This is a genomic window from Microbulbifer sp. SAOS-129_SWC (assembly GCF_039696035.1).
Taxonomy (GTDB): Bacteria; Pseudomonadota; Gammaproteobacteria; order Pseudomonadales; family Cellvibrionaceae; genus Microbulbifer.
Map to the genome: position 1 here is coordinate 910214 of NZ_CP155567.1, position 16352 is coordinate 926565.

Consider the following 16352-nt stretch of genomic DNA (forward strand, 5'->3'; position numbering starts at 1 on the left):
GTAATTCCTTGTTTACTCGGGAGACACAAGGCGGACTGCGCGCCGGCGGTTTCGCCACAGAGCGAGTAACAGCAGGGTCAGCAGGGTCGGCAGTTTTGTTGCGCCACCACTCTTGTTCTCGCCCTCTACCGCAAAGGAGGTGGTCTGCTGGCCGCCGCTACTGCTGCTGGAACTGCTACTGCTGCTCGAGCTACTACTGCTGCTGGAGCTACTACTACTCGAGCTACTGCTACTTGAGCTACTGCTACTTGAGCTACCACTGCTTGAGCTACCACTGCTGCTGCTTGAGCTACTGCTACTGGAACTACTACTGCTGCTGGAGCTGCTGCTCGAGGCGGGGGCTACCGTGGCCACACCGCCCGGATCTGTCACGCTGCCATTGGCCAGGCCGTCGCTGTCGTTGGGGCCGCCGTCTTCGAGCGTCAGCTGTACACAGTAGTCACCCGCTATTAGGCCCGGCTGCCAGGCTGCATCGCCCGGTGGTGGGCAGAATCCCGCTTCGCCGGCGCTGGAGTGCAGGGCATTGTTGTCGTCCTCGCTAAAGTTGCCCCACTGCTGGCCGTCGAACTTGCGGTAGACCGCGCCGGCCGGAATCGCTTCCGCCAGTGGTATTGCCACGCGCACAGTCTGGCCCGCGATGGGCAGGTCGTGTACTTCAAAGTCGAACAGGCCGCCGGCGTTGATGAAGTCCTGGTCTGTCGGCACGGCATCCAGGGGGATGCCCGCGCCGCCTTCGCTGCCTGCGAGCGCGTAGCGGCCCAGTCGACAATGCACGCCGGGGTCGCACTCAATCAGGAAGGCATCGGTAATGGCGGCGACCACGGGGAGAACATTGCTCGCGGCGATGTTGTCCAGGTAGTTCGGAATACCGTCGCCATCGGCGTCACCAAAGCCTTCGCTCTGATCGTCGATTCCATCAGCGTCGCTGTCGGATGCTCCGAGCACCGGAGCCTGCGCGATGACGCGGAAGTTCAGCGCCGCAGTGTCGGCGGTGCCGCTGTCATCGGTGACGAAGACCCGCATGTTGTAGGCGCCGGGTGCCAGCGCATCCGGATTGAACACAAACGTCCGATCGGCCGGGTCGCCATCGGAGTCGGTCAGCTGCATCGAGGTGCCCGACCAGTCGTAGCTGTGGGTGTCGGCGGTGTTCAGATCGGATACGGCGGCAGTGACCGTCACCGCACCGTTTCCGGGAACGATCAGCGCGGTCTCCAGCGCATTCTGCTGCATGCCCAGTGTCACTTGCGGGGCGATATTGCTTTCCGTGATGGTCACCGTGTGCTGTGACTGAACGCCGGCTTTGGCAGTGGAACCATCCAGGTCCACCACCAGCGTTTCATCGCCTTCGCTGCCATCGCCACCCGTCAGGTTGACGGTCACGCTCTGCTGTATCTGGCCACTGGTAAAGGTCACACTGCCATTCAACAGGTCGTAATCGGCCGCGTCCGCGGTGCCCGAGGCGTCGATGCGGTAAGGCACTGCCAACGGGTAGATATCGGACAGGCCATTGAGGTAGATGTGCAGGCTGACCGGGCCGCCTTCGACACCGACCTGGTCCTTGCCCACCGAGGCCAGCGGCCGTATCCGGACCCGCTGGGTCGCGGTCGCGGCATTGCCCTTGCGGTCTTCACCGCGCCAGTCAATCACATGAATACCCGGCGCCAGGTGCAGGCGATCGCTGCCGATTGCCTGCGGGGTGCCGCTATTGCTGGCAATGGTCGTGGCCCGGGTATCGCAACAGCCGGTACCATCGATATTGTCGTCGGCAAGCGCGGCGCGGGCGTTCTGTACCTGTTGATCCGTGGCGTCTTCAGGCAGGCTCAGCAGTTGCCGCAAGGTCACCGGGGTGAACAGGCCGCTCGCGTCGATCAGCAGGTCCGCCGGAGCCACAATGGTCGGTGGCACGACATCGAGATAGTCCTGCGGGTCGCCGGGATCGGTGCCGTCGATTCCTTCCTGCACATCGCTGACGCCGTCGCCGTCGGAGTCGAGGGCGCCGACCAGTACGCCGGCGAGACTGCCGATAGTACCGAGGCTGGTATTGGCATCGTTGCCGCTGGCGTCCTGCAGGGTGCCGCCGTTGATAATTATTGCTGTACCCAGGGCGATGCCGTCGCCATCGCTGTCGCCGTCCAGCACGGTATAGCGGAACAGCAGCGCATTACTGCCGGAACCGCTCTGATAGGTTGCGTAGCGGCTGCCGGCGCCAATGGTCAACGACAGCTGCGGCGTGCCGCCGCTGGTGTCGACGATCACGGCCTCGTCGAAGTTAACGGTAAAGTCCAGGTGCTGGCCGGCGCCATAAAGGCCGTTTGCCGGCGGGGTGACCGAGCTGACCTGGGCCGCCTGGGTGTCGACCAGTACCGCGGCGAGGCTGCCGAGGGTGCCGAGGTTGTTGTCTGCCTCGTTGCTGGCCGCATCCTGCAGAGTGCCGCCGTTGCGATCCAGAGTGCCATCGAGCGCGATGCCATCACTGTCGTTATCGCCGCTTTGTATCGTGTAGCGGAACAGTTGCGACTGGGTTCCCGAGCCGCTGACATAGACGGCGTAGCGCGTATTGGTGCCGATGGTCAGTGCCAGCCGCGGTGTGCCGCCAGTGGTGTCGACGGTCACGGGCTCGTCGAAGTCCACGGTAAAGTCCAGGTTCTGGCCGACGCCGTAGGCGGCGTTGGCCGGCAGGGTCACCGCGCCGACCTGCGGCGCGCGGGTGTCGACCAGGACGGCGGCGAGGCTGTCGAGGGTGCCAAGGCTGCTGCCGGCGGAGTTACCGGCCGTATCCCGCAGGTTGCCGCCGTTGCTGTCCAGCGTGCTGGCCAGCGCAATCCCGTCGCTGTCGTTGTCGCCGCTCTGCACTGTGTAGCGGAACTGCAGTGTCTGGCTGCCGGAGCCGCCGATATAGGTTGCGTAACGGGCATCCGTGCCAATCGTCAGCGCCAGTCGCGGCGTGCCGCCGCTGCTGTCCACGGAGATGGCCTCATCGAAATTAACGCTGAAGTCGAGGTTCTGGCCGGCGCTGTAGGAGGCGTCGGTCGGCAGCGCTACCGAGGTGACCTGTGGCGCCTGGCTGTCCAGGCTCACAATCAGGTCACCCGACACCGACGAAATATTGCCGGCGAGGTCGGTGGCGATGGCGGTCAGTGTATGCGCGGCTTGTGAGAGCGCTGTCGTGGGTGTGAATGACCAGTTACCGCTGCCGTTGGCCGTGGCGGTGCCGAGGGTGCCGTCCCGGTCAGAGGTGAGCGTCACAGCGCTGTTTGCTTCCGCCGTACCGGTCAGCGTGGGGGTGATGTCCGAGGTGACATTGTCCGTATCGGAGGCCCCCAGATCCGATGCCGCGTCGAGGTCCGGTGTGGATGGCGCAGCGGGCGGCGTAACATCGATCGTTACACTGAGGCCGGCGGATTGTACAGAGGTGTTGCCGGCTGCATCGGTCGCAGTCGCCATCAGCGCATGCACATTTTCTGACAGGGCAGTGCCCGGGGTAAACGACCAGTTGCCGCTGCCGTCCGCCGTCGCGGTGCCGAGGACGCCATCGACATTGGAGCTGATGGTGAGCACGCTGTTCGCCTGCGCCGTGCCGGTCAGTGAGGGGGTGGAATCCGCGGTGATATTGTCAGTACTGGAGGCACCGAGATCCGAAGCTGCGGCCAGATCCGGGGCCGGCGGGGTGCCCGGCGCGGTGGTGTCCACGGTCACGGTCAGCTCCGCCGATGTGATCGAGGTATTACCGGCGGCGTCCGTGGCCGTGGCGATCAATACGTGGTCACCGTCCGACAGTGCCGTCGGTGGTGTGAATAACCAGTTGCCGCTGCCGTCTGCCGTCGTTGTACCCAGCGCGCCGCCCACATTGGAGCTGATGGTGACCACGCTGTTGGCTTCCGCTGTGCCGGACAGGGTCGGGGTGGAATCGGCAGTGATATTGTCGCTGCTGGAGACGCCGGTATCCGACGCACTGATCAGGTCGGGTTGCGACGGCGCGTCCGGGGCGATCGCATCGACCAGCACGTTCGCCGTGGTGCCGACGCTGTTCAGGTTTGTGTCGAGAATGTTGCCGGAGTCGTCGACGATGGTGCCGCTGTTGAGCTGGATGGCACCGCCCACGGCGATACCATCGGTATCCGCATCTCCCGGTTGTACCGCATAGCGGAAAGTCAGCACCGCAGTACCGGAGCCGCTGACATAGTCCGCGTACACGATGGGTCCGCCAATAGTGAGCGGGATGCGCGGGGTGCCGGTGACGGTCAGGTTTTCGCTGGCATTAACGGTAAAGTCGAGATTCTCTCCGGCGATGTAGGTGCCATTCGCGGGGACGCTGACACTGCTGACCCCCGGCGCGATATCGTCAGCCACGGTAATGCTAAAGGCTTTTGCAAAGGTTCCACCGGCGCTGTCCTGAGCCTGGATGCGCACACTGTAGGTTCCGGCTGCCAGTGCGCCGGCATCGTTGGCCCGCAGCTGATCGCCACCGATATTGAAACTGCCGTTATCTGTGTCGCCGCTGCCGGTGACCAGGCTGTAGGTATGGGAATCCGCCGCGTCTACATCGGTGCTGCTCAGGCTACCCACTGCGGCATTGACTCCGCCACTCTGATTGACGTCGAGTGAACTCAGCGCGATATCGGTCGGTGGCTGGTTGGCGATGGCGGTGAGCATGCTGCTGTCGGCGCTGGCCAGGGCACCGGACGTGACCTGCAGCGTAAAGGTTTCGTTGGCAGTGCCGGAAGTTGTGTAATTGATGTTCAGATCGGCGAAGCTGGAAACCCCAGCGCCGGGTGTGAGGGTTACGGTATTCGCTGCGCCGTCGGTATCGCCGGTGGCGGTGATGAACGCACTGCCGGGGCCGTTGGCCTGCAGGGTAATGGCGGATGCGTAACCGGTATCGAGTGTGTTGTCGGCGTCGACCGCGCGCACCACCGGGTCGCTGGTAAAGTCGGTCAACATACCGCTGGCGACGCTGGTCGGTGCCGGTTGTGTGGTGAATAACAGTTTTGTTGCGACCACGTCCGCCGTGAGAGCACTGGCGCTGACCGAGGCCACGCCACTGCTGCTCCCGGTGAGCGTGAAGCTCTCCTGATCCGCCGTGGCGGTGTAAGTCAGACCGGTAAACGTCGCCACGCCGTTGACCGGGGTCAGGCTGTTGCCGCTCAAACTGCCGGCGCCGTCTTCGGTCAGGGTAATGAGTCCGCTGAAATCCGTGTCGGTATTGCCGAAGGCGTCCTGCGCCGCGACCACCGGTTGGGTAGTGAGCGCGCTGCCCGATACCGAACCGGCGGGCTGGGTGGCGAAAGCCAGTTGCGTGGCGTCGACGTCGATGGTGGTGCCGGTGCCATTGGTGACCAACGCATTGGTGCCCGACATCGCGGTACCGCCGCCGTCGATGGTCAGGTCGGAGTCGCCGTCGAGTTTGAGCACGATGGTATGGCCGTCGCGGAGGGTGGAATTGTCGTTATAAAAGGCGTTGACGGTATAGGTTTCGCTGCCACCGTCGGCGATGGACAGGCTCAGGCCGGAGAAAGTGATGGTATCCGTGCTCGGGTTGTAAGTGCCCGTCACATTGCTCGCATCCGGTCCGTTCAGGCGCCAGGTAATTCTGCCGCGCTCGCTATCGGTCGAGGTACCGGAGACATGCACGGTGACGGCGGAGGCCTGCAACGCTTTGCCGTCGCCGCTGCCGCCGTCTTTGACGGTAAAATCGAACAGGTCTACCGCTTCGCCGCTGGTATCGACGGTGCTGTCGAGCCCCACCGGTTCGCTGACGGTACCGGAAGCGGTCAGGGTGCCGTCGATATCGAGCGTCGTAAAATCTACTGACCGCAGGCAAAAATCGAAGTGATCGGTGCCGTTGGTGAGGTTTTGGGCACGAATTCCCAGGCGTACGATGTTGGTAAAGGAGCCGGTAATTCCCGTGGTCAGATCGATCTGCGTCGGGTTACCCGACGAGACGTCAACATTACTCTTTGCGGCCACCGGTGTACTGCTCCCCGCCTCGTAGCCGTAGATTGTGACGTTGTCTGCCGAATTGTCGGGGGGATTGTTGTTATCGGGGGCGTAGATGTTTAACCCGGTAACGCCAAACGATTCGCTATTCGGGTCAGAACTTATAAGAAAACGGGAATCGGCGTAGTAAATGCCTACATATAAGTCATGGGTGCACCAATTCCGTTGTGCGCCGAGTGCCTCCTTGTGACCATTGCTGTCGATATAAGTGATGAAGTCCCCCCAGTCAATTGAGGGGTTTACTCCGTATAAGTCATCATTGCGGCTGTCAAATGTCTGGGTACCGAAAGGCCGCAATATCGCGGAAAAATTCCGCAGGGCTTTATCGCTGAATGGTTGCCGGGTCTCGATATCACCTTCCTGTATCTCCAGCGTCCAGTCGCCACCGAGTGCCGCAGCACCGGTGGCATTATTGGAGGCGGCGACATCCAGGTGCGAGTGCTGTTGGATTACATCCAGCAGCTCAGAGTCTTTGCTAGCCAGATCGCAGCCATACAACAACAGATCCGCACCGGTGCGGGTGGCCTGATCGAGTGCTGCCAGAAATTGCGGCCGTGCCTCGAGTGCGGCTTTATCGATGCGCTGGCCGCCCAGCAGCAGGGCGCCCGCCTCACCGTGGGAGATCAGGTGTACTGCGTCGAGGTTGTGGTAATTATTCAGCAATGTTGCTGTCTGCGCGAGAGCGTCATCGCCCGGTTTCAGCACCAGGGTTTCAACGCCGGGCCGGGTGGCGCTCTGCAGCAGCGCCCGCTCCGGCACCGCCGCATCGATGATCACCAGCTCTCTGACGGGGGAACCGGAGGCGATATCCAGGTCGGTATCGCTCGCCGCAAATTTTCCGTGTTCCGGGGCGCGGTCTTTGACCCGCGGCACGGGTAACTGGTTGCCGGTGGCAATGGCCGCGCGCCGGGGCTGGTAAGCGCCATAACTGGCGGCTGCACCATAGGCGGCAAACGGAATCAACAGGCTGGTCAGCCCCCCGAGAATCTCCCTATGCATTTTCTTGTTCCCTGATTTTATTCTGCTGTTTGGCAATAATATTGGCAGCGGTACCGGTGCTGTCCTGCCAGAAATCCATTTCCTGGTATTTGGTGAAAAGGTCTGGCGGCAGGATGCTGCGGCGGGGTTTGAATTCCACTTTGCGGCGCACGCTGTGTAGCCCCTTGACCCCCAGCTTGTAGTCGAACTCGCCGTCTTCGTACTCGACGTCATCGAAATTGTGGTGAAAGTCCGCTTCCCCGAGAAAGCGATAAATCAATTCCAGCGCTTTGGCCGGGTGCTGTGTCAGCAGGTCGTAGTCCACGAGTAGTAGCCTGCTTGAGTACTCACCGTAGTAGGCCTCTTTCAGCGCCATCCAGGCACTGCCGACCGTGCTGCCACCCATCAGTGCCTCGCAGCGGCTGTAGACCGTCTGGCGACTGGCGGCGTTGAACATACGGCTATAGTCGAACGGGTTGTTGCGGTAGATCACCTCAAAGCTGTCCATGATCCAGGCCGGGTTGCGTACACAGCAGATCACCTTGAAATCATCAAACAGCTCTACCAGCTGGTGCAGTCGCGCGGTCCACAGACGGTTGGTATCGAAAATCACCTCGGAGGCGGTTGCGGCAGAGGTGGATGTGTTCGCGTAGTAGGCATCGAACAGCGCGCGGCAAATACGCTTGCGCCTGTTCTCATCGAAAAAAGTGTAAAACTCGCTGCCGGCGCCCATCTGTTCCAACGCACCGTTGATCAGACCGGCTACCGGACTGCTCATGGCAGCATGAAAGCGGGGGTTCTGGCGCAGTATGCCGGCCAGCAGGGTCGAGCCGGAGCGGGGCAGCCCGGAAATAAAATGTAGCGTTTTTGACATGCTTTACAGTTTTTATTTAAACGGAAAAAGCCGCCGACAGAGAAGGTCGGCGGCTTGCTCGGAAACCGCTAGCTTCTCGACGGGAATATGCCCGTCAGCGCGATACAGTAATTCACACTCAGGAAAGGTTGCCGGTTTTCGTGCGCCTGGCTTTCCCCGCTGAGCGACAGCACCTCGGGCGTCAAGGTGGCATCGGGTTGGGTTTCAGGCGGTGCGAGAAAATTGATGCTTCCCTGGCCGCCGCGGCCACCGTCCTGCCCCAGGAAGGCGGTGTTCGATGGTTGATTTGTATCTCCGGTCTGATCGAGGCCATGCATACCGTGATTGTGCTGAGGCATCTCCGCGGACGTGAGGGTTACCGCCCCTTCACCCCGTACGGTCCCGAGCTCCCAGTATTGGAACCCCGGTGCCTGGCCAGCGCCAGGCGCAACGCGCCCTCTGAGATCGGGGAGCGCAAATGTCGTTGTTCCGTTGCCGCCGTAGGTGGTACCGATAATAGAAAATAGCGCGGTGTTCTGGCTGATGGGCAGCAGCTGTCCGTCGCACAGTGCCCAGCCACGTGGGGCCGAGTTAAAAGGAAGTTGCCGAATTTCGCCGATAAATGGATCCATGATGTCTCTCCTGTAATTAGTTGCGAGCCGGATAGATTCCCCACAGGCTGATGATGTAATTCACGGCGAGGCTGGGCATGGTGTTGTCATGCGCCTGGCTGCCCCCAGTGGCAGTGATAGTCCGTGGATCCATGGTTCTTGGTTGAGGAGTGGTGGCCGATGAGACATACGGGTTTTCGCCGCCGGTGTTCGCGAATAGAGCGCCCGACGGGCTTGCGCTTTCGGCGGCGGCCGTGGTGGCGACAAAGTCGTGACGGTGTGCGGGTAACTGTGCTTGAGTCAGAGTGACGCTGTCCTGGCCGAACTTCTGCCCCAAACGGCGCGGTGACAGTCCGTTCCCTTGTCCCTCGCCGACCGGGAGGCGCCCGCGCAGATCCGGCAGCGCAAAGGTGTTGCGGCCATCACCACCGTAAATTGTGCCGAGCAACGAAAACAGAGCATCGTTTTCACTTACGGCTAATAGCTGGCCGTGACAAAACGCCCAGCCTTTTGGCGCATAGTTGCCGGCGAAGATACGGATCTCTCCCACAAATGATTCACTCATTATTTTGCTCCTTGTGATGTTCCCGGGCTGAAATCAGCTGAAGCTCGGGAAAAGGCCTTCAACGGCGATGCAGTAATTCCCTACCAGAGAAGGCTGGCAGTTGGGGTGGGACTGTGATCCACCAGCCGACGACACAGTCGCCGTATTCAGTGTCTGCATGGCTCCCGATGTCGCATAAAACTTTGTGTCGGTTCCGGAAGCGGACGCGAACAGACTGCCGTCATACTGCTTGAGCGTGCCGCCCGCGGTGGATGCCGCCACCGTGTGGTTGTGGTGCGGGATCTGGTTTTTCGTCAGGGTTACATTTTCCTCACCGGCCTTGGCGCCCTGTGGCGTAACGTCGTCGGGGTGCATGGGGACCCGCCCGCGCAGATCGGGCAGTGCAAAGGTCGTCCTGCCGTCGCCACCGAACTGGTTTCCCAATAGCGCATATAGCGACTGGTACTGCATGATCGGCAAGAGCTGGCCATCGCATGACATCCATTTATTCGGGGTGAAGCCGTAGGGGAAAAAGTTGATTTCCCCGAGGAAGGGTTCAGCCATTTTGTCTACTCCCTGGTTGTTGTTTGATGAAGTTAGCCGTACAAAATTTCACTATCCGCAGTCGGCCTCGGCCCCTCACGCCCATCGGGTACTGCCGTGTTCGGCGTTTTCCAAAGCATGGAATTATGGGTGGTAGAGGTTCCATTTACTCGAAAACCAAGCGCGCGATAGAGTTTTTGCGCCTTCAGGTTTTGCCGGTCCACTGACAGGCTGATCGTCAAACCTTCCTTTTCGGCCGATGCCTGCAGGGCGCGCAATACTGATGTTCCGTAACCTTGGCCACGGGCGGGGGGCTCGAGAGCGATATCGATGATATGCAGTCCGCATGCCCCTTCATCGACCGTGACGGCTCCAATCTCACGGCCCGATTGCAGAATCACCTGCGTCTGTGCGGCCGGCCATTGCTGGGCATAGTGCACCTGCTGAAGTCGGTACTGCTGCTCTAAAAGAAGTTCGATTTGCGTGTCCGGCAATGGCAGTTGCTGCAGGTGCTGTCGCGTTGAAGCGAACAGCCGTTGGCGGAATTTCTGGTCGGAGCCCGTTGCCGGGCGCAGATCGAGCTCACTGGGCAGGGCGAGGGCACTCAACATGTGCGCTTTCCGTTTGCTGCGCGACGGAGGGTTTCACCGATTATCGTCATGGTGTTGTCTCAGCCGCACACGCACTTCAAATAGCGTCCGGAAGCCGAGTGCGCGTCGACAATTTTCTCGAACTCGAGATGATCGAGGGCATACTTCATCGCATCCCAGGCATCCCGCTCGGCCTTTTCGCCGTATTCCGTCACACAGTCGGGACCCAGATAGCGCAGTATTCCTACCGGTGTATAGAGATTGCTGCCCGCCTCGGGCCAGTTTTCACTCGCCAGCCGCGGCGAGACTTCTCCCAGATTCCGCCGCTGCGCGTTGGCCAGCAGTGCGAGGACGGGCCACCAGGGAAGGTAGGGCACCAGGTCGTATTCGTTCTGGTAGCGCACGGTAAAGGGGCGCAGGCCGAGGGCGTCGTAATTGGTACGGAAGGTTGCGTCGCAGGTCAGGGGCGCGGCAAAGCAGCAGTTTTCTATCAGGATATGCGGATGGGCACTTTTCAGCAGTGAGGCTGCGAGGAAAGTCATGGCCGCGCCCTTGGAGTGGCCGGTGATCAGTATCCCCTGTTTCGATGTCAGGTCGATCTTGGCGATAGCGCTTTCTACCTGCCCCCAAATACTGAGCAGGGCGTCGGCAAAGCCGGTTTCTACGCGGCCGAATGTCTGGCCGTTGACGATCCAGTCGGTCGGGCCCGCTTCAAAATCCTGTAGCCAGTCGTCTACCCAGGCCCAGAAGTTGCCGTTGAATGGTGGCAGGGTGCCGCGCAGGGCCAGTACCACCCAGCCATCCTCAATCTCGGCGACAAAGCCGGCGTTGATCTGTTCCGGACCATTCACAAACACCGTCGGCTTTGTGCCCGGCTGTAGACCCAGTGCTTTCAGGTTTGGGTTGTCCGCGGGAAGGCTTCCATCCTTGATGGCGTAGCAGGCAATTGATGCATTGATCAGGCGGCATTCCAGTGCTCGCATGGTGATAGTCCTTTTGGTAACGCTAATCGACGCAAGATTCGTCGCTTACAAGACTGCCACAGTTGCACTGGTTGACGTTATTCCCTAAACAGGGAATACGAAATTCAGTTGGAGCGTCCGAGCCAAATGGCCATCAGGGCGGCGCGGCTGTTGATATTGAACTTGCGGTAGATGTTGCAGATATGCTTGTGTGTGGTGTCGGGTTTCTGTTTCAGTCTTTCGGCGATCTGCTTTTCCGCCAACTCGGTCAGCAGGTATTGCATGACCTTCCTTTCTGTTGCGGTGAGTGGCTTGTGGGCGACCAGCAGACCGTGCCCCAGCAGTACCTTTTTGTGGAACCAGCCCAGGCAGCGGATGGTGTCTGCGGCAATGTCCAGGTCGGTGGTGTCGAATGGGTGCTGCGTGCCGATGCGATTGAAGCAGAAGTAGACTTCGGTATCGGTGTTGACCGGTGCAACCACATAGAGCGTATCGGAGATACCGCGGGCCAGAAAATGATTTTGATAGTGTTCGCTGCGGAAAAATTCCGGGGACACATGGTCGCGTAACAGCGTGGCGCGAAAGTTACCCGCCTGGCGGAGGTGATTGATCGTGCTCTCTTGCGGGATGTAGTTTCCGTCCTCCGTTGCCTTCACCTGTTTCCTGTAAAATGCCCGGTCTTCGGGCATCTCCCTGTAATGAAACACTGGTCCCGGCCTCCAGCCGAGCATCGGATCCTGTTCTTCATCCCGGTAGCGCAAATGCAGGCTGCTCAGCCAGTAGGCGTGGTGGGCGTCGATCAGTTCGCTAACGGATCCCAGCAGGTATTGCAGCCCCAGAGTGCTCAGCTGTGGTTCGGGGAACTCGGCCAGTCGATCCCATATCCGGTGGATTCTGTCGCGAATGGATGGGGGCATATTGGAGTTTTGCTTATTTTCTTTGGTGGTTACCGCGATGTACATTGTACCTTTTCTCGTCGCCGTGTCAGGAGTCATCGGATCCTGTAGCGTCTGCCGAAAAACAGCACCGGTATTTATTCGGAGAGGGCAGTCGTATCCTGTTGTTGGGGTGCTTGCCGGGCGCTAGTGTCTGGAAAAATTGGCAAAGAGATTTTTCTGGCAGCAGCCTATGTATTTTTACTCTTATGCCGGGGAAAGTACGTGGTTTTCTGGTTTCGATTTCTGTTTGCGCGAACGTGGATGTGTCCGCTCTCGTGCAAAAAATTAATCTGATTGACGTTTAATTCATTTTAATCGGGTTGGTTACGGCGCTCTGCAGACGGTAATGACATGCTGTGGCAATGGCACACCGAAAGAATCCGTGCGGCAGTGAATTGCCCTGGCAGTGACCTGGACGAATCCGTTAATTCGCGTTTCTCTCCGCGGGAGGCGTTAGCCAGTCTGTGATATGTCCGCTGAAATTGTCGACTTAAGGGGGCGGGTGCAGCTGGTTGCGGGCCGCCAGCACACACTGCACACCGTCGGCGCCTGCGATTGACAAGTCCCGAAGTCTTTGGCGGTGGCGCGGCCGTCGATCCGAGGCCGTGATACTGTGGTCACCAATCCGCCGGAAGCAGCTGTTCCGATAGGGATTGAACCGGTTATCGGCCCGGGTCGGTGGTGGGCTGCCCCCTATGCCGACACGGCAGACCTTCCACTGTGAACCTCGCTTGCCCATCGCCGAAGCCGGATTTTCGGCCCCGGCGATCGCGTTCTCCCGCGAGAGTGGTGTGCCGGTGGGGATACCGGTGACGGATTGGCGCTGCCGGGAGTCGGGCGGTGCCGGAACCGGAGTGGAGCCAACACGGCAGCTGGGCGACTATCCGGTGGGTCACTTGCCAGATCTCGTCCGGCCGAGGCGTCAGGCCGGGGGCAGGGATACCCTGGTTATTCTTCTATATAGAGGACGCCACGGCCGGAGGGGCGAGCGGATTATCCACAGCACCGTGGCTGTGCAGTGAGGTTCCGGCCGGGAGCGCCGCCACTGCCGGTGCAACTTCCCCGGGGACCGCCCAGTCGGGGCGCAGACCGGGCCGCCACAGGCGGCGGTCGATTTTGTAATTTAATTTACGCTTTTTGCGACAGGTTATTCTGCTTAACTGGTATATGGGCAAATATTTGTTTTGAATATTGGTTTTAGTTGTTACTAATTGCTCTGTCTGGAAAAAGTTTTGTAGTAATACTACAATCGCCTCCGCTCGAGGCCCCGCAGGGCCGGCATTCACAGCCAGAACGACAGAACCAAAGGCGACAAGCAGGCTCTGTTTCCCCTTTCCGTCACGCACAGTGAGCATTGGCAAACTTTGCATTCCCGCCAACGAAGGTGGCGAATTGGCGGGAAATGCAAAAAAGGGAAGCAATTTTCTGTTTGCGCTGTACTTTGCCCGATACCCAAAAAACTGATTCTTGGGCACCCCTGAAAACCGATTGCGCGCGCCGGTCACCGTCCGGTATCCCTGCACTTCGCGAGCCGGAGCGACATCCGTTGCGGTGCGGGGCTGCGCGGTTCGGCTTTCAGGGGCGTCCCGTCACAAGTCTGAAGACTCGACGTCGTACAATCCGCCGAGGAGCATTGTTTGATGCAAGATGAAACCGATATCCAGGAAACACAGGAGTGGCTGGACGCGCTGCAGGCGGTGATCCGCTTCAGCGGCAAGGAGCGCGCTGCCGCGCTGCTGAAACAGCTGACCGACCGCGCCACTGATGTGGGCGTGAAGTTGCCTGCGGCCATCACTACGCCCTACCGCAACACCATTCCGCCGAACGCGGAAAAGCGCATGCCCGGTGACCTGTTCATGGAGCGCCGTATCCGCTCGCTGATCCGCTGGAATGCGCTGGCGATGGTGGTACGTGCCAACTCCAACAGCGACAGCCTGGGCGGCCATATCGCCAGCTTCTCCTCTGCGGCCACCCTGTACGACGTTGCCTTCAACTACTTCTTCCGCGGTAACGAGGGCGAAGAGCGCGGCGACCTGATCTTCTTCCAGGGTCACAGCGCGCCGGGCATCTATGCCCGCTCCTACCTGGAAGGCCGCTTCGACGAAGAGCAGCTGGACAATTTCCGCCGCGAGGTGAACGGCAAGGGCCTGTCTTCCTACCCGCACCCGTGGCTTATGCCGGATTACTGGCAGTTCCCGACCGTATCCATGGGCCTGGGCCCGATCCAGGCGATCTACCAGGCGCACGTCATGCGCTACCTGTCCGCGCGCGGCCTGTCGCCGCGCGGCGACCGCAAGGTGTGGGCTTTCCTTGGTGACGGTGAGTGTGACGAGCCGGAAACCCTGGGCGCCATCTCCATGGCGGGCCGCGAAAACCTCGAGAACCTGGTATTCGTGGTCAACTGCAACCTGCAGCGCCTCGACGGCCCGGTGCGCGGCAACGGCAAGATCGTGCAGGAGCTGGAAGGTGTCTTCCGCGGTGCCGGCTGGAACGTGGTCAAGGTCCTGTGGGGCCGCCTGTGGGATCCGCTGCTGGAGAAAGACGACAAGGGCCTGCTGCAGAAAGTCATGGACGAGACCGTCGACGGCGAGATGCAGAACTTCAAGGCCAACGGCGGCGCCTACACTCGCGAGCACTTCTTCGGCAAATACCCGGAGCTGCTGGAGATGGTCAAGGACCTCTCCGACGACCAGATCATGAAACTCAACCGCGGCGGCCACGATCCGTACAAGGTCTACGCGGCCTATGCGGAAGCCATGGCGAGCAAGGGCAAGCCCACCGTCATCCTGGCGCAGACCGTAAAAGGCTACGGTCTGGGTGCCGCGGGCGAAGCGGCCATGGATACCCACAACGTCAAGAAAATGGACACCGAGGCGCTCAAGCGCTTCCGCGACCGTTTTGCCATCCCGATTACCGACAAGGAAATCGAGGATGTGCCCTACTATCGCCCGGCGCCCGACAGCCCGGAAATGAAGTACATGGCCGAGCGCCGCAAGGCCCTGGGTGGCCCGGTACCGTCGCGCTCGACCGAGGTGGCGAAGCTGGAAATTCCCGGCCTGGACGCTTTCAGCGCGCTGACCAAGGGCTCCGGCGACCGCGAAATCTCCACCACGATGGCGTTTGTACGCGCGCTGTCCGCGCTGGTGAAAGACAAGAAGATGGGCCAGAACGTCGCACCGATCGTGCCCGATGAAGCCCGTACCTTTGGTATGGAAGGCCTGTTCCGCCAGCTGGGTATCTACTCCTCCCAGGGGCAGAAATACACGCCGGTCGATCACGGCCAGATCATGTATTACAAGGAAGACAAGAAGGGCCAGGTGCTGGAAGAGGGCATCAACGAAGCTGGTGCCATGTCCGCGTGGATGGCGCTGGCCACCGCCTATTCCAACCACGGCGTGCCGATGGTGCCCTTCTACATCTACTACTCGATGTTCGGCTTCCAGCGTATCGGCGACCTGGCCTGGGCCGCCGGCGATATGCAGGCGCGCGGCTTCCTGATCGGCGCCACCGCCGGCCGTACCACCCTGAACGGTGAAGGCCTGCAGCACCAGGACGGCCACAGCCATGTGCTGTCGGGCACCATCCCCAACTGCAAGAGCTACGATCCGGCCTTCGGTTACGACCTGGCAGTGATCATGCGCCAGGGGCTCAAGGAGATGTACGAAGAGCAGAAGAACCTGTTCTACTACATCACCATCGAGAACGAGAACTTCCTGCAGCCGGAAATGCCGCAGGGCGTGGAAGAGGGCATCATCCGCGGTATCTACAAACTCGACAGCAACTCGCGCAAGGCGGGCAAAGGCAAGGCGGCCAAGAAGCATGTGCAGCTGGTCGGTGCCGGCAGCATCCTGCGCGAAGTACTGGCCGCGGCGGATATCCTCGCCGACCAGTTTGGCGTGACCTCCGATGTGTGGAACCTGACTTCCGCCACCGAAGCTGCCCGCGAGGGCCAGGACACAGCGCGCTGGAATATGCTGCACCCGACCGAAAAACCGCGCAAAGCGTGGGTCAGTGAGCAGTTTGAGGGCAACGAGACGCCGGTGGTGGTTTCCACTGACTACATCCGTGCCTACGTCGAGCCGCTGCGCGAGTTTATCGACGGCGACATGATCGCGCTGGGCACCGACGGCTTCGGCCGCAGTGACAGCCGCGAACAGCTGCGCCGCTTCTTCGAGGTGGATCGCAACTACGTGACCATCGCCGCACTGACTGGCCTGGCCAAGCAGGGTGTGATCGAAGCCAGTGAGGTTGCCGACGCCATCAAGAAACTGAACGTCGACGCGGAAAAAATGAATCCGCGCCTGGTATAAGGCCCGCTGAAAAAGGAAGGTAGAGA

Annotated in this window: 10 protein-coding genes; 1 reads left to right on the forward strand and 9 read right to left on the reverse strand. The window is 60.5% G+C overall.

Going from position 1 to position 16352, the window contains the following annotated elements:
* Window positions 1-12: 12 nt before the first annotated feature.
* The 9 genes from ABDK11_RS03905 to ABDK11_RS03945 all read right to left on the reverse strand — a co-directional run bounded on the left by ABDK11_RS03905 (window position 13) and on the right by ABDK11_RS03945 (window position 13521).
* On the reverse strand, window positions 13-6996 hold the full coding sequence (locus tag ABDK11_RS03905) for an Ig-like domain-containing protein (RefSeq protein WP_346838992.1): 6984 nt from the start codon (window positions 6994-6996) through the stop codon (window positions 13-15).
* Entirely contained in the window at window positions 6989-7849 is an 861-nt protein-coding gene (locus tag ABDK11_RS03910) for a sulfotransferase (protein ID WP_346838993.1), read from the reverse strand. The genes ABDK11_RS03905 and ABDK11_RS03910 overlap by 8 nt, the downstream gene beginning before the upstream one ends.
* Window positions 7850-7917: 68 nt before the next feature.
* Window positions 7918-8460, reverse strand: coding sequence for a tail fiber protein (locus tag ABDK11_RS03915; protein WP_346838994.1), 543 nt, complete (start codon window positions 8458-8460; stop codon window positions 7918-7920).
* A gap of 16 nt (window positions 8461-8476) precedes the next feature.
* Window positions 8477-9004, reverse strand: a complete 528-nt coding sequence (locus tag ABDK11_RS03920) for a tail fiber protein (RefSeq protein ID WP_346838995.1) — start codon at window positions 9002-9004, stop codon at window positions 8477-8479.
* A gap of 33 nt (window positions 9005-9037) precedes the next feature.
* On the reverse strand, window positions 9038-9547 hold the full coding sequence (locus ABDK11_RS03925; protein ID WP_346838996.1) for a tail fiber protein: 510 nt from the start codon (window positions 9545-9547) through the stop codon (window positions 9038-9040).
* A 32-nt stretch (window positions 9548-9579) separates the two neighbouring features.
* A complete protein-coding gene (locus ABDK11_RS03930) occupies window positions 9580-10137 on the reverse strand; it encodes an N-acetyltransferase (protein WP_346838997.1) in 558 nt (185 codons plus the stop codon).
* Between the two features lie 59 nt (window positions 10138-10196).
* Entirely contained in the window at window positions 10197-11099 is a 903-nt protein-coding gene (locus ABDK11_RS03935; protein ID WP_346838998.1) for a lipase family protein, read from the reverse strand.
* 104 nt (window positions 11100-11203) lie between these two features.
* Window positions 11204-11995 carry a LuxR C-terminal-related transcriptional regulator gene (locus ABDK11_RS03940; RefSeq protein WP_346838999.1) on the reverse strand — a complete coding sequence of 264 codons (792 nt, stop codon included), beginning with the start codon at window positions 11993-11995 and terminating at the stop codon, window positions 11204-11206.
* Between the two features lie 977 nt (window positions 11996-12972).
* Window positions 12973-13521: a hypothetical protein gene (locus ABDK11_RS03945; protein WP_346839000.1), complete on the reverse strand. Its 549-nt coding sequence runs from the start codon at window positions 13519-13521 to the stop codon at window positions 12973-12975.
* Between the two features lie 135 nt (window positions 13522-13656).
* On the opposite strand from ABDK11_RS03945, the gene aceE reads away from it, so the two are divergent.
* Window positions 13657-16326, forward strand: a complete 2670-nt coding sequence (gene aceE, locus ABDK11_RS03950) for a pyruvate dehydrogenase (acetyl-transferring), homodimeric type (protein WP_346839001.1) — start codon at window positions 13657-13659, stop codon at window positions 16324-16326.
* Window positions 16327-16352 lie beyond the last annotated feature (26 nt).

Coding starts and splice junctions, on each gene's coding strand:
- ABDK11_RS03905 (WP_346838992.1), bottom strand. CDS start 6,996: ATGCATAGGGAGATTCTCGGGGGGCTGACCAGCCTGTTGATTCCGTTT.
- ABDK11_RS03910 (WP_346838993.1), bottom strand. CDS start 7,849: ATGTCAAAAACGCTACATTTTATTTCCGGGCTGCCCCGCTCCGGCTCG.
- ABDK11_RS03915 (WP_346838994.1), bottom strand. CDS start 8,460: ATGGATCCATTTATCGGCGAAATTCGGCAACTTCCTTTTAACTCGGCC.
- ABDK11_RS03920 (WP_346838995.1), bottom strand. CDS start 9,004: ATGAGTGAATCATTTGTGGGAGAGATCCGTATCTTCGCCGGCAACTAT.
- ABDK11_RS03925 (WP_346838996.1), bottom strand. CDS start 9,547: ATGGCTGAACCCTTCCTCGGGGAAATCAACTTTTTCCCCTACGGCTTC.
- ABDK11_RS03930 (WP_346838997.1), bottom strand. CDS start 10,137: ATGTTGAGTGCCCTCGCCCTGCCCAGTGAGCTCGATCTGCGCCCGGCA.
- ABDK11_RS03935 (WP_346838998.1), bottom strand. CDS start 11,099: ATGCGAGCACTGGAATGCCGCCTGATCAATGCATCAATTGCCTGCTAC.
- ABDK11_RS03940 (WP_346838999.1), bottom strand. CDS start 11,995: ATGCCCCCATCCATTCGCGACAGAATCCACCGGATATGGGATCGACTG.
- aceE (WP_346839001.1), top strand. CDS start 13,657: ATGCAAGATGAAACCGATATCCAGGAAACACAGGAGTGGCTGGACGCG.